We start from the raw sequence: 15,015 nt of genomic DNA on the forward strand, positions 1-15,015 counted from the left end.
GCGAAGCGACCGGGACGCTCTCGAGCGCTAGTCGAGCCGCCGCTCCGCGTACGCCCGCAGGTTCTCCACCTGCGCGGCGTCCAGCGACGGTCGCACGCGTCGCCGGGCCTCGGCGATGTCCTCGGGGCCGACGGTGGCCGCATCGATGTCGCGGCGCATCGCCGACAACGCCGCCTCGCGCAGCAGCGCCGAGCAGTCGGCCGCGGAGTAGCCGTCGAGGTCGGCCGCCAGGGCCGGCAGGTCGACATCGTCGGCAAGGGGCACGTTGCGCGACGCCGTGCGCAGGATATCGGCGCGGGCGTCCGCGTCGGGCGGCGGCACGAAGACCAGTCGCTCGAGCCGCCCCGGACGCAGCAGCGCCGGGTCGATCAGGTCGGGCCGGTTCGTGGCACCCAGGACGACGACGTCCTGCAGGGGTTCGACGCCGTCGAGTTCGGTCAACAGTGATGCGACGACGCGGTCGGCGACGCCCGAGTCGCTGGACTGCCCGCGCCGCGGGGCCAGCGCATCGACCTCGTCGAGGAAGATCAGCGACGGCGCCGATTCCCGCGCGCGGTCGAAGAGGTCACGCACCGCCTTCTCCGACGACCCGACCCATTTGTCCATCAGTTCGGCGCCCTTGACCGTGTGCACCGACAACTGGCCCGACGCGGCGAGCGCGCGCACGACGAACGTCTTGCCGCAGCCGGGCGGACCGAACAGCAACACGCCCCGCGGAGGATCGACACCGAGGCGGGTGAACGTGTCGGGGTGCTGCAGCGGCCACAGCACCGCCTCGGTCAGCGCCTGCTTGGTCTCGACCATGTCGCCGACCTCGTCGAGCGTGATGGATCCGAGCGCCACCTCCGGCGAGTCCATCCGTGACACGGGCCGGATCACCTCGAGGGCGCCGAGGAGGTCGTCGGTGCGCAGTCCCGTCGAGGGCCGCTCCGCATCCGTGTCGCCGTCGGTGCGCCGGGTGAGGCGGGCGGCGGCCCGCAGCGCGGCCTCCCGCGTCAGCGCCGCGAGATCTCCCGCGACGAAACCCGGTGTGCGGGAGGCGATCACGTCGAGATCGAGGTGTCCGTCGGTGGGGACATCGGTGAGGATCACCGACAGCAGGCGAGCGCGGGTCGCGGCGTCGGGCAGGCCGATGATCAGCTCGCGGTCGCACAGCGACGGATCTCGCAGCCTGCTGTCGAGGCGCACGGCCTCGGCGGTGGTCGCGATCAGTGCGATCGCACCGTCGGCGATACCCGACCGCAGCTCGTCGAGGATCAGTGCCGAGACCGGTTCCGGCGCAGCGGATTCGCGCGGTGCCGGCAGGAGTGCGTCGACATCGGTGATGAGCAGGACGCCGCCACCGGATCGAAGTCCGGCCACCGCCGACGACACCGCGCCGAGCCGAGCGCTCGCCTCGAGTGCCCCGACCGTGGGTCCGTCGATCACGGTGAGCGGCCGGTCCGCGCACACCGACCGCACCAGCGTCGCCTTGCCGCCGCCGGCCGGTCCGGTGACGAGCACGCCCAGTCGCGGCGTCGCTCCCAGCCTGCGCAGCACCTCGGGTTCGTCGAGGGTGATCGACAGCCACTCGGTCAGCTTGGCGACCTGGGTGTCGACGCCGACCAGCGCCGACACCGGGCGTACCGCGACCGCCGACGACGCGCTCGTGGTGACCCCGGGCGAGTGCGCCGGAGTCGGCCGTGTCGGCGCCGCGGGGGCTGCCGACACCGGGTTCGCCGGATCGGTGGCGGCGAATCCCATCGCCGTCGACGGGGGTGGGAAGGACGGCGCCGACGTGCCCGCCTGCCTGCGAGCACGCGGCGTGACGCCGTGTCCGTTCGCGTCGGCCCACAGGACCGCGGTGTTGGTCTGCACGCTGACGGGGCCGGCGGGTTCGGTCGCCGTGACCGTCAGCAATTCGTTGGTCCAGGTGATGCCGACCGAGACGGCGAGCGCACGGGTCGCGTCGCCCGCGGCCAGATCGGGGCCGAGGTCACGCGGCAGCAGCGACACCGCGTCGCCGACCGAGAGCACCTTGCCGAGCAGTGCCCGCCGCAGCGTCGGCTCGTCGACCGACGCGGTGGCCAGTGCCGACCCCGACACCGTGACCCGCGCCGCGCCGTGCACCTCGCACGGCGCGAGCACCACCGACGCGTTCTCCCGTACGCCGGCGTTGGAGAACGTGATGTCGTCGAGGAGGGCGGTGCCGGTGGGAGTGTCCGGGCCTGCCTCGGCGACCACCGCGGCGGTGACTCGGGCACCGGTGATCGAGACCGCATCCCATTCACGCAGACCCAGCGCGGCCAGCACCTCCGAGTGGACGCGGACGATCCCACGGCGGGGTTCGGCCGCCGACGGATTCACCCGTGCGGTCAGCGTCAACTGGATCGGCCCGGTCATCGGCCGGCCTCCTCACTCGGCAGATCGGTCACCGTGTCGGACGGCACCTCGGCGCGTTGTTCGGCTGGCGCCGAGATCCCCGTCGGCCGGCGCAGTCCGAGTCGCGCCTGCGACTTGGCCGCGGTGGCGAGCCGCCGACGACGCGGTTGCGAGCGGTTGATCGCGCGGCGCTGCGCCCGCCGCTCCGACGGATGATCCTCCCAGTGCTCGGGACGCTCGGCGACCCACCGCTTGTTCCGCCAGGCGAATGGGATGTGCAGCAGGTAGCCGCCGATCGCGATCATCATCAGGACATACGGGAAGGTCAGCAGCAGCGCGGCACCGATCGCGACGACGATGAGCAGCCCGGCCAGCGCACGCGGCGGCACCGACGCGGTCTTCAGGGATGCGGTGGGCACCCGGCTCACCGCGAGCAGCGCGACGAACACCAGCCAGCCGCCGACGACGGGCACCGACGTCCACCAGCCGTTGCCGAACTGTTGCGACAGTCCGATCGGCAGCAGGGCGATGATCGCCGCAGCGGGCGCGGGTACGCCGACGAAGAAGTCCCGTGTGTAACCGGGTGCGCCGTCGTCGTCGAGCAAGGTGTTGAAGCGGGCCAGCCGCAGCACGATGGCGCAGCAGTAGATGAGCGCGAGCATCCATCCGAGGTCCTGATCGGACATGAGATGCAGATAGACGATGAGGGCGGGTACCACGCCGAAGTTGATGGCGTCGGCCAGCGAGTCGATCTCGGCGCCCATGCGGGTTGTCGCGCCCATCATGCGGGCGACGCGTCCGTCGATGCCGTCGAGCAGCGCGGCCGCGACGACCAGACCCATCGCCGCGTTGATGTCGCCGGTGCCCGTGACCCGGACCGCGGTCAGCCCGGCGCAGATGGCGAGGATCGTCAGCGCCGACGGCACGAACAGTCGTCCCGCGGCGGCCTGCTTGGAGAATCGTGCGCGGTCGGGCGACGGCCGGCTGACCGGTCGGGGCGCTTGGGCGCTGCGTGGTCGGCGGGTGGGGTGGGTCGTCGGGGTGCGGTGAGACGTCGACCGTTCGGATCGGCGGGGTGTCGTCATCGGTCAGCCGAGGGTCGCGAAGAGGGTTTCGGCGCCGACGGCCCGCTGGCCGACTCGGACCTGGGGAACCGTGCCGACCGGGAGGTAGACGTCCACCCGGGACCCGAAGCGGATCAGGCCGTAGGTGTCGCCGACGCTCACCTCGTCGCCGACGGCCGGTTCACAGACGATGCGGCGCGCGATGAGGCCGGCGATCTGGACGACCGCGACGTCGTGCGTGCTCGGCTCGCCGGTCCCGGCGGTGCCCACCGGGCAGCGCAACGTCATCGTGGTGCGCTCGTTGACCGAGCTGGCCTCGGCGAGGTCGGCGGAGACGAACTGTCCCGGCGTGTGCGTCACCGCGATCACCGAACCGGTGATGGGGACGCGCTGGACGTGCACGTCGAAGATCGACAGGAACGTCGACACCCGGGGCCGCACGGCGTCGCCCAGGCCGGCCTCCGGTGGTGGGACGGCCTCGTCGACCAGGGCGATGGTGCCGTCGGCCGGCGCGACCACGGCACCCGTCGTCGTCGGCGGCACGCGCGTGGGATGCCGGAAGAAGGCGGCGCACGCACCCGCGGTCAGCGCTGCGGGGCGCGCGATCCACCGGTGGCGGCGGCCGAGTAGGGCGACGGCGGCGGGTGCGGCGACGAACGGCAGGCCCGCCCGGTGGACAGGCGGGATGGTCTCGCGTGCGAGGTCGATGAGATGACCTGCTCCGCTGCGCGTTCCGTCGGGACGCGGGCGCCTGGCCACCATCGACCTCCTGTTGCTGTCACGGATTGCCGACGTCTGCCGGCACACCCGCCAGCTTAGAGTGTGATCACGTCGACGAGGGACCCCGCGGCGACCGACTCGGTGTCCGCATCGATGTCGATGAGACTGTCGGCGCGCGACAGGTAACGCAGATGGTGCGACGCCGGCGGGCCGATCGGGTCCACGACCAGACCGTCGTCGGTCTCGCTCAGCACGCCCCGCAGGAATTGGCGTTTGCCTGCGGGGGAGCGGACGTCGGCGTGCAGGCGGGCCGTCACCCGCGACCGGTGCGGCCCGAGACCCATGGCGGCCCGCAGCGGTGGCCGGATGAACACCTCGAACGACACCAGCGAGCTGACCGGATTCCCCGGCAACGTGATGATTGGCACACGACGGCCGGCCGGCCCGGTGTAGTGCCCGCACCCCTGCGGCATACCCGGCTGCATCGCCACCTTCACGAATTGCACGTCCCCGGTGTCCGTGTCGCCCAGCGCATCCTTGACCACCTCGAACGCACCCGCACTGACGCCTCCGGAGGTGATGATCAGGTCGGCGTCGTCGCTGATCTCGTCGAGGCGTGCGCGGAACACGTCGACGTCGTCGGTGACGTAGTGCAGGTGCGTGGCGTCGGCGCCGGCCTCGGTGGCGGCGGCGGTCAGCATGGGTCCGTTCGACTCGTAGATCTGGCCGTACTCCAGCGGCGTCCCGGGCGTGACGAGTTCGTACCCGGTCGAGAGCACCACCACCCGCAGTCGGCGGGTCACGTCCACCTCGGTGATCCCGAGGGCTGCCAGCAGTCCCACCTGCGGGGCGCCGAGCCGGGTGCCGGCCGGGATGGCCGGCTGATCGGCCTCGATGTCCGATCCGGCCGCCCGGATGTGCCGTCCGGCCGGGACCGCACCGAAGACGGTGACCACGTCGACGGCGGCGTCGGTCCGCTCGACCGGGATGACGGCATCCGCGCCGTCGGGGAGCGGGGCGCCGGTCATGATCCGGTGCGCGGTTCCCGGGTCCAGCGTGAGGTGGTCGGTCCGTCCGGCGGGGATGTCTTGCGCGACCGGCAGCCGCACCGGCGAATCGTCGGTGGCGGAGGCGATGTCGGCGGCGCGCACCGCATATCCGTCCATCGCCGAGTTGTCGAAACCGGGGAGCGCGATCGACGCGACGACATCGGTGGTCGTGACACGCCCGAGCGCGTCGGCCGCCGGTATCCGTTCGGACTCCGGTGCGGAGAACAGAGCGGCGACTACGTCCTGGTGATCTGACACCGATCGCATCCGCTCAGCATGCCATCGGCCTCCGCGCGCCGTGCGGGCCGCCGCCGACGCGACTAGATTTTCACCCATGCCGCTGGGGTTGCTGCTCGACATCGACGGGGTGATGGTCACCTCGTGGAAGGCGCTGCCGGGGGCCGTGGAGGCGGTCGCCGAACTGGAGGACCAGGGATATCCACGGATGTTCTTGACCAACACGACCTCCCGATCTCGCGGTGAGATCGCTGAGGCGCTCAACGACTGCGGGTTCGACGTCGCCCCGGATGAGATCCTCACGGCCGCCAAACTCACCGCCGAATATCTGACCGCTCATCACCCGGGCAGGCGGGTGTGGGTCCTCAACGAGGGGCCCATCGCCGAGGACATGACCGGTGTCGAGCTCACCGACGACCCTGCTCGGGCGGAGGTGGTGGTCCTCGGCGGTGCCGGACCGGTGTTCGACCACCGCGCACTGTCTCAGGTTCTCGAACTGATGGTGCGCGGTACCCCGGTGATCGCGATGCACCGCTCGATGACGTGGTCGACGGCGAAGGGCCTGAGCATCGACACCGGCGTCTACCTCGAAGGGCTGGAGAAGGCCGCCGACCGCAAGATCCGTGCGATCGGCAAGCCGTCCCCGCTCGGCTTCCGTGCCGCCGTCGACCTCATGCAGCTCGAGCCGACGCAGGTCGTCATGGTCGGCGACGACATGCACAACGACGTGCTCGGTGCGCAGGCCGCGGCACTCATCGGAGTGCTGGTGCGGACCGGCAAGTTCCGCGAGGAAGCGCTCGAGACCCTGCAGCGTGACGAGTTCGGCCCGGTGCCCGACCACATCGTCGACTCCCTCGCCGACGTCCCCGCACTCATGCGCAAGGTGTCGGACCGGACCTGAGGCCGCCGCTGATCCCGGGTTCCGCTGATCCCGGCGATCCCGTCATCCGCTGATCGAGTGCCCGCGCGAGCGGAGCGAGCCGGGTGTATCGAGATCAGGCCGCCTATCCAGACCAGCCGCCGTCGAACCCCTACTTCTCTGCGGCCCGCTTGATCTCGGCGAGGGTCTCGGCCATGCCGAGCTTGAGTTCGGCCTCGAAGTTCGTGGTCCCGCCCATCATCTTGTCGACCAGGAACGACGACACCTTGGTGGTGCCGTTGGCGACCTCTCGACGTTCGGTCACCTTCACACCGGCCCCCGCCGGCTCGAGGGTGTAGCTCCACACCGTGCGGTTCTCGGCGACGCGGAAGGCCAGCTCCTGGTTCGGCGAGAACCGGATGACCTTCGATGTCGTCGGCCACACGAGCGGGCCGCGACGGTTGATGTTGATGGTGCGGGTCCCGAGTCCGACCGGTCCGCCGCGGATGATCATCTTCTTGCACTGCGGGCTCCACTCGCCCATGCGCTGCAGGTCGGAGATCACCGCCCAGACGTCCTCCGCGGAGGCGTTGATCTCGACGGATTCCTCGATCAGTGGCGCGGCCATGGTGATTCCCCTCAGATGGTCGAAACAGCGGCGTCGAACAGCAGCCGAACAGCAGGTCGAGACTGCTAGCTGACGACCCTAAGCGGCTTGTTGTCTGACCGTCAATAGTGGATGCCGCGTCTGCGCCGATGTCTACAGGCCCAGCGCGGCGCCGATCACGGCGCCCACACCGATGAAGACCGCCCCGCAGATCCATCCCGCGGGATGCTCGTCGTCGTCGAGGAGCAGCGTGCCCAGCTTGCCGGGGGTCAGCCAGTCGATCAGCACGAACGACCACATCATCACCGCGATCGCCAGCACCACGTAGGCGATCGTGTAGACGATCCCGCGCCAGAGTTCGAGCGTCAGCGAGTCGCGGATGCCTGCGACGAGCACGATCGACAATCCGATCACCTGCGCGGTCGCGAGCATCACCGCGTTCCGGTTGTGGTCGAGCCAGATCAGGTTGCGCAGACGGCCGGGTGTCACCAGGTCGAGTGCGAGGAACCCGACGACGAGCAGCAACACACCCACGATGCTGTATGCGGCGGCAGCGCCGATGTTGTCGCGCAGAAGGTCCATCGAGCATCTCCCGTCCGTGGCGCGGCGAGGCGTGTCGGCCGCCGGCTGTCAGGAGAAACAGTAGCGATCAGGCGGTGCCGACCGCGGCGTTTGCCGGACGTGGCGTGCCGAGTCCCAGATTCTCCCGCAGCGTCGTCCCCGAGTACGCGCTGCGGTAGACGCCGAGATCCTGCAGCACCGGGACCACCTCGTCGACGAAACGGTCGAGCCCGCCCGGAGTGATGTGCGGGACGAGGATGAATCCGTCGCTCGCGTCGGCCTGGACCAGCTCGTTGATCTCGCGGGCGACCGTCTCGGCGGCGCCCACGAACGACTGCCGCCCGGTCACCTCGATGATCAGTTCCCGCGTGGACAGGTTCTTGGCCGCGGCGATCTCGCGCCACTCACGGGCGACGTCGCGCGGATCGCGGTGGATCCGCACGCTCGCGCGACCGCGGGCCACGGTGTTCTCGCCGGGCAGCGGATCGATGTCCGGCAGCGGTCCGTCCGGATCGTGGTCGGACAGATCGCGATTCCACAGTTGTTCGAGGAACTTGATCGCCGTCTGGCCGCTCACCTGTGCCAGCCGTACGTCGTGAGCGAGGTCGGCGGCCTCGGCGTCGGTGTCGCCGAGCACGAAGGTCGCGGCGGGCAGGATCAGCAGGTCCTCGGGCCGTCGACCGTGTGCAGGCAGCCGGTCCTTGACGTCGGCGTAGAAGGCCCGGCCCGCGTCGAGGGTGGCGTGCCGCGAGAAGATGGCGTCGGCGCGGGCGGCCGCGAACTCGCGACCCTCCTCGGAGTCGCCGGCCTGAAAGATGACCGGACGTCCCTGCGGGCTTCGGGGTACCGAGAAGTGCCCGGAGATGGTGAACTGGTCGTCGACGTGGGAGAAGGCCCCCGCATCGTCGCGTCGCAGGAACCTGCCGCTGTTCTGGTCGGCGAGGATGTCGTCGTCGCGCCACGAGTCCCACAGCTCGAGCGCGGTTTCCAGGAACTGACGGGCGCGCTGATAGCGCTGATCCTCCGGCAGATAGCCGCCCCGTCGGAAGTTCTCTCCGGTGAACGCATCCCACGACGTCACCACATTCCATGCGGCTCGCCCGTCGGAGAGGTGATCGAGGGAGGCGAATTGGCGAGCCACCTCGAAGGGTTCGTTGAAGGTGGAGTTGATCGTGCCGGCGAGACCGAGCCGGTCGGTCACCGCGGCGATCGCGGCCAGGACGGTGAACGTGTCCGGTCTACCGACGACGTCGAGTTCGTAGATCTCGCCGTGTTGTTCGCGCAGCCTGAGTCCTTCGGCGAGGAAGAGGAAGTCGAAAAGACCGCGTTCGGCGGTCTGCGCGAATCGCGTGAACGAATCGAACTCGATGTGGCTGCCCGCCTGCGGATCACTCCACACCGTGGTGTTGTTGACGCCCGGGAAGTGCGCGGCCAGATGGACGGATTTGGTCATCGGGATGCTCCTACGATCTCCGTGGCGCGGGCGTATCGATTCGCGGCCGGGGTCAGGCCCAGTCGGGTGCGCAGCGTCGACGATTCCTCGACGACGCGGAAGGCGTTGCGTCGCCGCAGTTCCGGCACCACTTCGTCGGTGATCCGATGCAGGTCATGCGGAATGGTCGCCGGCCGCAGTCGGATTCCGGTCGCGCCTGTCGACGGGTCGGTGAGGTCGGCGATCAGATCGGCCAGCGATGCCGGTGTGCCGGCGAAGGCGGCGGTGCCGCCGGTGTACGGGGTACCGAGCAGGTCGTCGAGGCGCGCACGACGATCGGCGGCGGCCGTGTCGGTGTCGTCGAGGTACACGAGCAGGTCGACGAACACGTGAACGGTCTCCGACGCCCGGCCCGCGCGGTGCGCGGCGTCCCGGATGGCGCCGGCGGCATGCGAGGTGGACGCGCGGTCGTGGGCGGCGACGAATCCTATGTCGGCGGCGGACCCGACAAGGTCGACGGCACCGTCGGAGCCGTGTGCCGACGCCGCGACGACCGGTTGTCCCTGCGGCGGGCGCGGGGTGATCGACGGCCCGCGTACGGAGAAGAACCGTCCCTCGAAGTCGATGTAATGCAGCTTGTCCCGGTCGATGAATCGCCCGGTGGCGACGTCACGGATCTCGGCGTCGTGCTCCCACGAATCCCATAGACGCCGTAGCACCTCGACGTAGTCGGTTGCCTCCGAATGCAACTCGGTGTCCCGGTGGCTCGGTTCGTCGGGGAGTGTGCGGCGGCCGAAGAGTCGCGCATCGATGTCGGTGGCCGCGACGTCGACGACCGCGCCGGCGCGCCCACGTCCGACGAAGTCGAGGGTGGCGATCGCCTTGGCGGCGTGGAAGGGTTCGGTGTGCGTGGCGATGAGCGTCGGCAGCACCCCGACGCGAGTCGTCGTCGGCGCCACGCGGGCGGCGATGAGCACCGAGTCGAGCCGCCCCGCCACGAGGTCCGTGATCGGACGGTCGATGTCATCGGTGGTCGGTGGGCGGCGCCGAAAGCCGTCGGCGATGGTGACGAGGTCGACGCCGGCCCGGTCGACGGCGCCGACGATGTCCCTCCAGTAGGCAGGGCGGGTCAGGTCAGCGGGTCTGGCGTCGGGTTCACGCCACGCGAGCGGATGCCAGCCCGCCCCGCTGAGTGCGACGGCCAGATGTGGACTGCCGGTGGTGGTCATGCCCGGATCAACGCGCGGGACTCCCGCCCGCAGCCCGATCCGGACAGTCTCGATCAGTGTGGGCGCAACCCTCGCCATCGGCCCGGTGATCCGCCGTAATGGGTGTTTGCCGCGTCGCCGTCCCGTCGGCGCCGCGACCGACCCGACCGCGACCGGCCCGACCCCAGGAGTGTGGCCATGGCATGGCTGATCCGGGTGCTCGACACCCAGCACCGCTACCTGCTGCGGGCGGTCTCGGGGCTCGCGCCCGAGGCCGAGTTCGCCACCGACCTGTGTCCCGGAGCCGAATGTCGTTGCGGGAGTGACTCGTGACGTCTCGGGTTCCTCTGTCGGTGCTCGACCTGGCGCCGATCACCCACGGATCGACGGCGACCGAGGCGATCCGCCGGGCGGTCGACCTCGCGCGCGCCGCCGAGGACTGGGGCTACCGCCGCTACTGGCTCGCCGAACACCACTTCGTCGCGGTCGCGAGTTCGTCGACGCCGACCCTCATCGCGCTGGTGGCCGCGGCCACCGAGCGCATCCGGGTGGGCAGCGCCGCGGTGCAATTGGGCCATCATCGGCCGGCGTCGGTGGTCGAGGCGTTCGGCACGATCGATGCGCTGTATCCGGGCCGCCTCGATCTCGGTCTCGGACGTTCCGGGCAGCGGCGCGCGGAGGCGCTGTCGGTGGTCGCGTCCGGCGGTCGGGTCACCGAACCGCGGCCCGAGCAGTGGGTGGACGGGCTGCTGATCCCGGAACCCTTCCCGATCGAGCAGCTGTTGGGGTCACCGCGGCTCGCGACGATGACCCGCGCACTCGAGTTCGAGGGTGCCCGGCATCAAGACTTCGCCGATGCCGTCGACGATGTGCTCGACCTGCTCGGCGGGCGCTACGCGATCGACGACCTCGACGTGCGTGCAGTGCCGGGCGAGAACGCCGACATCGAGGTGTGGATCTTCGGCAGCAGCAAGGGTCAGAGCGCGGCCGTCGCAGGCGCGAACGGTCTGCCGTTCGTCGCGAACTATCACGTGAGTCCGTCGACGGTGCTCGAAGCGGTCGAGGCCTATCGGTCGGCGTTCCGGCCCACAGCGCGGCTGACGCAGCCACACGTCGTGGTGTCCGCCGACGTCGTGGTGGCCGAGGACGACGCGACCGCAACCCATCTCGCCTCCACCTACGGCCATTGGGTGTACGACATCCGCAGCGGGCATGGTGCATCCGAGTATCGGGATCCGGCGACGGCGCAGCCGCTGACGGAGCAGCAGAAGCGGGTCGTCGACGACCGCGTGCGCACCCAGTTCGTCGGATCGCCGGCCACCGTGGCCGAGCGCCTCGAGACGCTGGCTCGCGTGACCGGTGCCGACGAACTCGTGATCACCAGCGTCACCCACGATTTCGAGGACCGGAAGCAGTCGCATCGGCTCCTGGCGCAGGAGTGGGGTCTGCGCCCGAAGCCCGGTCCATGAGGTGCGGGCTTGCGAGCTTCAATCGGTCCCTGGGGTGCGAGCTCGCGGGCGTAAACCGGTCCCTGAGGTGCGAGCTCGCGGGCGTAAACCGGTCCCTGAGGAGCGAGCTTGCGAGCGTCACCCGGTCCCTGAGGAGCGAGCTTGCGAGCGTCACGAAGGGCGACCCTTCGTGACGCTTCGTTCCTCAGGGACCGTGGGCCGCTTCGCTCCTCAGGGACCGTGGGACGCTTCGCTCCTCAGAGTCCGAGGGACGGCGCTTTCTCTTTCAGCCTCTTTCAGCACAGGCTCACCCGACGGTGATCATGTCCCAATCGTTGATGGACCCGGCCAGCTTCGCGACATGATCCTGCGCGTCGCCGAGCGTGTGGCTGATGGCCGTCAGGCGGCTCGCGTAGTGGCCCACAGGGTATTCCGCGGTCATGCCGATGCCGCCGTGCATCTGGATGGCCTCCTGGCCGATGAGGCGCCCGGACCGGCAGATCTGCAGCTTGGCCCGCGACGCGATGATCGGATCGCAGATGCCGTCGGCGAGTGCGGTCGTGGCGTACAGGCTCATGCTGCGTGCCAGCTCCAGCTGGGTGTACATGTCTGCGGCGCGCTGGGTGAGTGTCTGGAACTGCGACAGCGTGACACCGAACTGCTTGCGCGTCTTGAGGTAATCGACGGTGAGGTCGAGGGCGCGTTCCATCGCTCCGACCGCCTCGGCGCACAGCGCGGTCTGGATGCCGACCTCGGCGTTGGCGATGACCTCGGAGGCGTCGCCGCTGCCGAGTCGGGTGGCCGCGGCGTCGGAGAACTCGATCTGCGCACCTCGACGGCGGTCGTGCGTGCGGTACGGGGTCCGCGTGACGCCGTCGGCGTTGGCGTCGATCAAGAACAGGCCGATGCCGTCGTCGGTGCGCGCCGACACGACCAGCTTGTCTGCGCAGTCGCCATGTCCGACAAGGACCTTGGTGCCGTTGAGCTTGCCGTCGGTCGCGGTGGTGGCGACCTTGGCGGCAGGCCAGCGGTCGCCGGCCTCGAGGTGGGCGAAGGCGGCCAGGAGCTCGCCCGAGGCGAGACCGCCGAGGATCTCGGCGCGGGTGTCGTCATCGGCGGTGGCGGCGACGAGCGACCCCGGCACGAGGACCGAGTCGAGGTAGGGCTCCGGTGCGAGCGAACGGCCGATCTCGGTCATCACGCTGGTGAACTCGACCGGTCCGGCGCCCATGCCGCCGTCGTCCTCAGGGAAGGTGAGACCGAGGATGCCGATGTCGGCCAACGACTTCCACACCCCCTTGTCCCAACCGAGTTCGGTGTCGGTGACCGCGCGCAGCGTCTCGACGTCGTACTTGCGGGTCAGCACTTCGCGCACGGTGTCGCGCAGCATCGTCTGTTCGTCGGAAAGTTCGAAATCCATGACAGTTCCCAGGTTCTCGTGAGTCGTGAAAAGAGTTGAGGCGGTCGGTGTCTCAGAGACCCAACACGGCCTTGTCGATGATCTGGCGCTGAACCTCCGACGACCCGCCGTAGATGCTCACCTTGCGGTAGTTGAGGTAGGTCGGCGCGGACAGCTGTGCCCACTCGGGCGACGCGACGTCGGCGGTGCCGTTGGCGGCGGACGCATCGAGGCCGGCGACCGGCAGCGAATCGGGACCCGCGATATCGGCGAGCAACTCCATGGCGTCCTGCTGTAGCTGGCTACCGCGAAGCTTGAGGAGCGACGACGCCGGGTTCGGCTTGCCGTCGGCCGACGATGCGGCGACGCGCAGCTGGGTCATCTCGAGCGCGAGCAGATCGTTCTCCAGCTCGGCGAGACGGGCCGCGAACAGCGGATCCTCCAGGAGCGTGCCACCGGATGCGGTCGTGGTCTGGCGGGCAAGTTCTTTCGCCTTGGCGAGCTTGGTCTTGGTGTACCCGACGCGGGCGATGCCGCTGCGCTCGTTGCCGAGCAGGAACTTGGCCTGGGTCCAGCCCTCGTTCTCCTTGCCGACGAGATTCTCGACCGGCACGCGGACGTCGTTGAAGAAGACCTCGTTGACCTCGAAGCTGCCGTCGATGAGCTGGATCGGACGCAGCTCCACGCCGGGCGTGTCCATCGGGAACAGCAGCATGCTGATGCCGGCCTGCTTCTTGGCCTCGGGATCGGTGCGCACGAGACAGAAGATCCAGTCGGCGAACTGGCCGAGCGTGGTCCACGTCTTCTGGCCGTTGACGACGTAGTGATCGCCGTCGCGGACCGCACGGGTCTTGAGTGACGCGAGATCCGAACCCGCCTCGGGCTCGGAGAAGCCCTGGCACCACCAGATGTCGAGGTTGGCCGTCTTGGCCAGGAAGCGTTCCTTCATCTCGGGCGAACCGAACTGCGCGATGACCGGACCGATCATGCCGACGTTGAACGGCAGCATGTCCGGGACGTGCATCAGGCTCATCTCCTCGCGGTAGATGTGGCTCTGGATGGGGGTCCAGTCGCGGCCACCCGCCTCGACGGGCCAGCCCGGCGTGGCGACGCCGTGCTCGTTGAGGATGCGCGTGGTGGTGATCAGGTCTTCGGGGTAGTTCAGCTTGCCGGCCTCGGAGCGACGACGGAGGTCCTCGGGGACCTTCGCGAAGATGGCCCGCAACTCTTCGCGGAACGCCTCTTCTTCTGGACTGAATGTCAGCTGCATGAGTTCTGTCCTACTCCTGGTCAGGGGATCGTGGGGTGCAGACGCGAAACATGGCGGGGCCGAGTGAAGCATCCGCTGACTAAGCGCTTGCTTAGTGATACCGTGCACTATGCCGCTGCCGGCGGCGCATGTCAACGTCAGCAGAGGCGGGGTCATCAGAGGCGGGGTCATCAGGGTCCAGCGGAAACGGAGGCCGGCGACATGTCAGTCGTGGAACCGCAGTCTCGTGCCGTCGCAGCGCGGTCCCGGCTGTTGCGGGCCGCGGTGGAGGCTTTTGCGACCAAGGGATTCGACGCGACCACCACCCGTGACATCGCAACCGGTGCGCAGATGAGTCCGGCGGCTGTGTACGTGCACTTCCGGTCCAAGGAGGAGGTGCTCTACGAGCTCTCCGACGCCGGACACCGGTCGTTCCTGACACTGATCGACGACGCCGACGACCCCGCATCACCGCCCGGCGCGCGGCTGCGGGCGGTGATCGGGGCGTTGGCCTCCCATCACGCCCGTGATCACGTGTGGTCCAGAGTGGTGAACTACGAGCTGGACTCCCTCTCGGCAGAACATCGCGAGGCCATCGGAGTGATGCGCAAAGAGGTCGCCCGTCGTGTCGGGGCGATCGTCGATGCGGGCATCACCGGAGGCGTCTTCGATGTCGACGACCCGAAGGCGACCACGACGTTGTTGCTCTCGATGGGTGTCGACGTCGCACGGTGGTACCGGGAGTCCGGCTCGCTGACGCCGGAGCAGATAGGTGCGTTTCAGGCCGAGATGGCCGCGCGTATCGTCGGCGCGGGCTGACA

14 protein-coding genes are annotated in these 15,015 nt (G+C 69.5%); 4 read left to right on the forward strand and 10 right to left on the reverse strand.

Annotated elements, in window-relative coordinates; translation table 11 throughout:
• Positions 1-27 precede the first annotated feature (27 nt).
• From EEB19_RS11785 to glp, 4 genes are read right to left on the reverse strand one after another with little or no spacing between them, the layout of a single operon-like run.
• Positions 28-2,382 carry an AAA family ATPase gene (locus EEB19_RS11785; RefSeq protein ID WP_187586394.1) on the reverse strand — a complete coding sequence of 785 codons (2,355 nt, stop codon included), beginning with the start codon at positions 2,380-2,382 and terminating at the stop codon, positions 28-30.
• Complete coding sequence (locus tag EEB19_RS11790) at positions 2,379-3,446, reverse strand: phosphatidylcholine/phosphatidylserine synthase (RefSeq protein WP_187586396.1); 1,068 nt, start codon at positions 3,444-3,446, stop codon at positions 2,379-2,381. The genes EEB19_RS11785 and EEB19_RS11790 overlap by 4 nt, the downstream gene beginning before the upstream one ends.
• Before the next feature lie 3 nt (positions 3,447-3,449).
• Positions 3,450-4,184: a phosphatidylserine decarboxylase gene (locus EEB19_RS11795; protein WP_187586398.1), complete on the reverse strand. Its 735-nt coding sequence runs from the start codon at positions 4,182-4,184 to the stop codon at positions 3,450-3,452.
• 56 nt (positions 4,185-4,240) lie between these two features.
• Positions 4,241-5,461, reverse strand: coding sequence for a gephyrin-like molybdotransferase Glp (glp, locus tag EEB19_RS11800; RefSeq protein ID WP_187586400.1), 1,221 nt, complete (start codon positions 5,459-5,461; stop codon positions 4,241-4,243).
• A 67-nt stretch (positions 5,462-5,528) separates the two neighbouring features.
• Between glp and EEB19_RS11805 the strand changes: the two genes are divergently transcribed.
• Positions 5,529-6,332, forward strand: a complete 804-nt coding sequence (locus EEB19_RS11805) for an HAD-IIA family hydrolase (protein WP_187586402.1) — start codon at positions 5,529-5,531, stop codon at positions 6,330-6,332.
• A gap of 130 nt (positions 6,333-6,462) precedes the next feature.
• Here the strand turns inward: EEB19_RS11805 and EEB19_RS11810 are convergent, their stop codons facing one another.
• The 4 genes from EEB19_RS11810 to EEB19_RS11825 form a co-directional block, all read right to left on the reverse strand.
• Positions 6,463-6,918 (reverse strand): SRPBCC family protein, encoded by a 456-nt coding sequence (locus tag EEB19_RS11810; protein WP_187586404.1) that lies wholly within the window; start codon positions 6,916-6,918, stop codon positions 6,463-6,465.
• A 132-nt stretch (positions 6,919-7,050) separates the two neighbouring features.
• Entirely contained in the window at positions 7,051-7,479 is a 429-nt protein-coding gene (locus EEB19_RS11815) for a DUF350 domain-containing protein (RefSeq protein ID WP_187586406.1), read from the reverse strand.
• Between the two features lie 67 nt (positions 7,480-7,546).
• Positions 7,547-8,911 (reverse strand): NtaA/DmoA family FMN-dependent monooxygenase, encoded by a 1,365-nt coding sequence (locus tag EEB19_RS11820; protein ID WP_187586408.1) that lies wholly within the window; start codon positions 8,909-8,911, stop codon positions 7,547-7,549.
• Complete coding sequence (locus tag EEB19_RS11825) at positions 8,908-10,119, reverse strand: LLM class flavin-dependent oxidoreductase (RefSeq protein WP_187586410.1); 1,212 nt, start codon at positions 10,117-10,119, stop codon at positions 8,908-8,910. The genes EEB19_RS11820 and EEB19_RS11825 overlap by 4 nt, the downstream gene beginning before the upstream one ends.
• A gap of 177 nt (positions 10,120-10,296) precedes the next feature.
• Here EEB19_RS11825 and EEB19_RS26925 point away from each other — a divergent pair, with 177 nt between their 5' ends.
• Together EEB19_RS26925 and EEB19_RS11830 are read left to right on the forward strand one after the other, a co-directional pair.
• Positions 10,297-10,431 (forward strand): hypothetical protein, encoded by a 135-nt coding sequence (locus EEB19_RS26925; protein ID WP_262365604.1) that lies wholly within the window; start codon positions 10,297-10,299, stop codon positions 10,429-10,431.
• Positions 10,428-11,567 carry an LLM class flavin-dependent oxidoreductase gene (locus tag EEB19_RS11830; RefSeq protein WP_187586412.1) on the forward strand — a complete coding sequence of 380 codons (1,140 nt, stop codon included), beginning with the start codon at positions 10,428-10,430 and terminating at the stop codon, positions 11,565-11,567. The genes EEB19_RS26925 and EEB19_RS11830 overlap by 4 nt, the downstream gene beginning before the upstream one ends.
• 286 nt (positions 11,568-11,853) lie before the next feature.
• Here EEB19_RS11830 and EEB19_RS11835 read toward each other — a convergent pair whose 3' ends face one another.
• Entirely contained in the window at positions 11,854-12,966 is a 1,113-nt protein-coding gene (locus tag EEB19_RS11835; RefSeq protein WP_187586414.1) for an acyl-CoA dehydrogenase family protein, read from the reverse strand.
• Between the two features lie 52 nt (positions 12,967-13,018).
• Positions 13,019-14,215, reverse strand: coding sequence for an acyl-CoA dehydrogenase family protein (locus EEB19_RS11840; RefSeq protein WP_187586416.1), 1,197 nt, complete (start codon positions 14,213-14,215; stop codon positions 13,019-13,021).
• Between the two features lie 201 nt (positions 14,216-14,416).
• Here EEB19_RS11840 and EEB19_RS11845 point away from each other — a divergent pair, with 201 nt between their 5' ends.
• Positions 14,417-15,013 (forward strand): TetR/AcrR family transcriptional regulator, encoded by a 597-nt coding sequence (locus tag EEB19_RS11845; protein ID WP_187586418.1) that lies wholly within the window; start codon positions 14,417-14,419, stop codon positions 15,011-15,013.
• The last annotated feature ends 2 nt before the right edge of the window (positions 15,014-15,015 follow it).

It is taken from the genome of Gordonia sp. OPL2, from assembly GCF_003797825.1.
In the GTDB taxonomy this organism is placed as follows: Bacteria; Actinomycetota; Actinomycetes; order Mycobacteriales; family Mycobacteriaceae; genus Gordonia.

Coding starts and splice junctions, on each gene's coding strand:
- EEB19_RS11825 (WP_187586410.1), bottom strand. CDS start 10,119: ATGACCACCACCGGCAGTCCACATCTGGCCGTCGCACTCAGCGGGGCG.
- EEB19_RS11815 (WP_187586406.1), bottom strand. CDS start 7,479: ATGGACCTTCTGCGCGACAACATCGGCGCTGCCGCCGCATACAGCATC.
- EEB19_RS11820 (WP_187586408.1), bottom strand. CDS start 8,911: ATGACCAAATCCGTCCATCTGGCCGCGCACTTCCCGGGCGTCAACAAC.
- EEB19_RS11785 (WP_187586394.1), bottom strand. CDS start 2,382: ATGACCGGGCCGATCCAGTTGACGCTGACCGCACGGGTGAATCCGTCG.
- EEB19_RS11835 (WP_187586414.1), bottom strand. CDS start 12,966: ATGGATTTCGAACTTTCCGACGAACAGACGATGCTGCGCGACACCGTG.
- EEB19_RS11840 (WP_187586416.1), bottom strand. CDS start 14,215: ATGCAGCTGACATTCAGTCCAGAAGAAGAGGCGTTCCGCGAAGAGTTG.
- EEB19_RS11845 (WP_187586418.1), top strand. CDS start 14,417: ATGTCAGTCGTGGAACCGCAGTCTCGTGCCGTCGCAGCGCGGTCCCGG.
- EEB19_RS11810 (WP_187586404.1), bottom strand. CDS start 6,918: ATGGCCGCGCCACTGATCGAGGAATCCGTCGAGATCAACGCCTCCGCG.
- EEB19_RS26925 (WP_262365604.1), top strand. CDS start 10,297: ATGGCATGGCTGATCCGGGTGCTCGACACCCAGCACCGCTACCTGCTG.
- EEB19_RS11805 (WP_187586402.1), top strand. CDS start 5,529: ATGCCGCTGGGGTTGCTGCTCGACATCGACGGGGTGATGGTCACCTCG.
- glp (WP_187586400.1), bottom strand. CDS start 5,461: ATGCGATCGGTGTCAGATCACCAGGACGTAGTCGCCGCTCTGTTCTCC.
- EEB19_RS11790 (WP_187586396.1), bottom strand. CDS start 3,446: ATGACGACACCCCGCCGATCCGAACGGTCGACGTCTCACCGCACCCCG.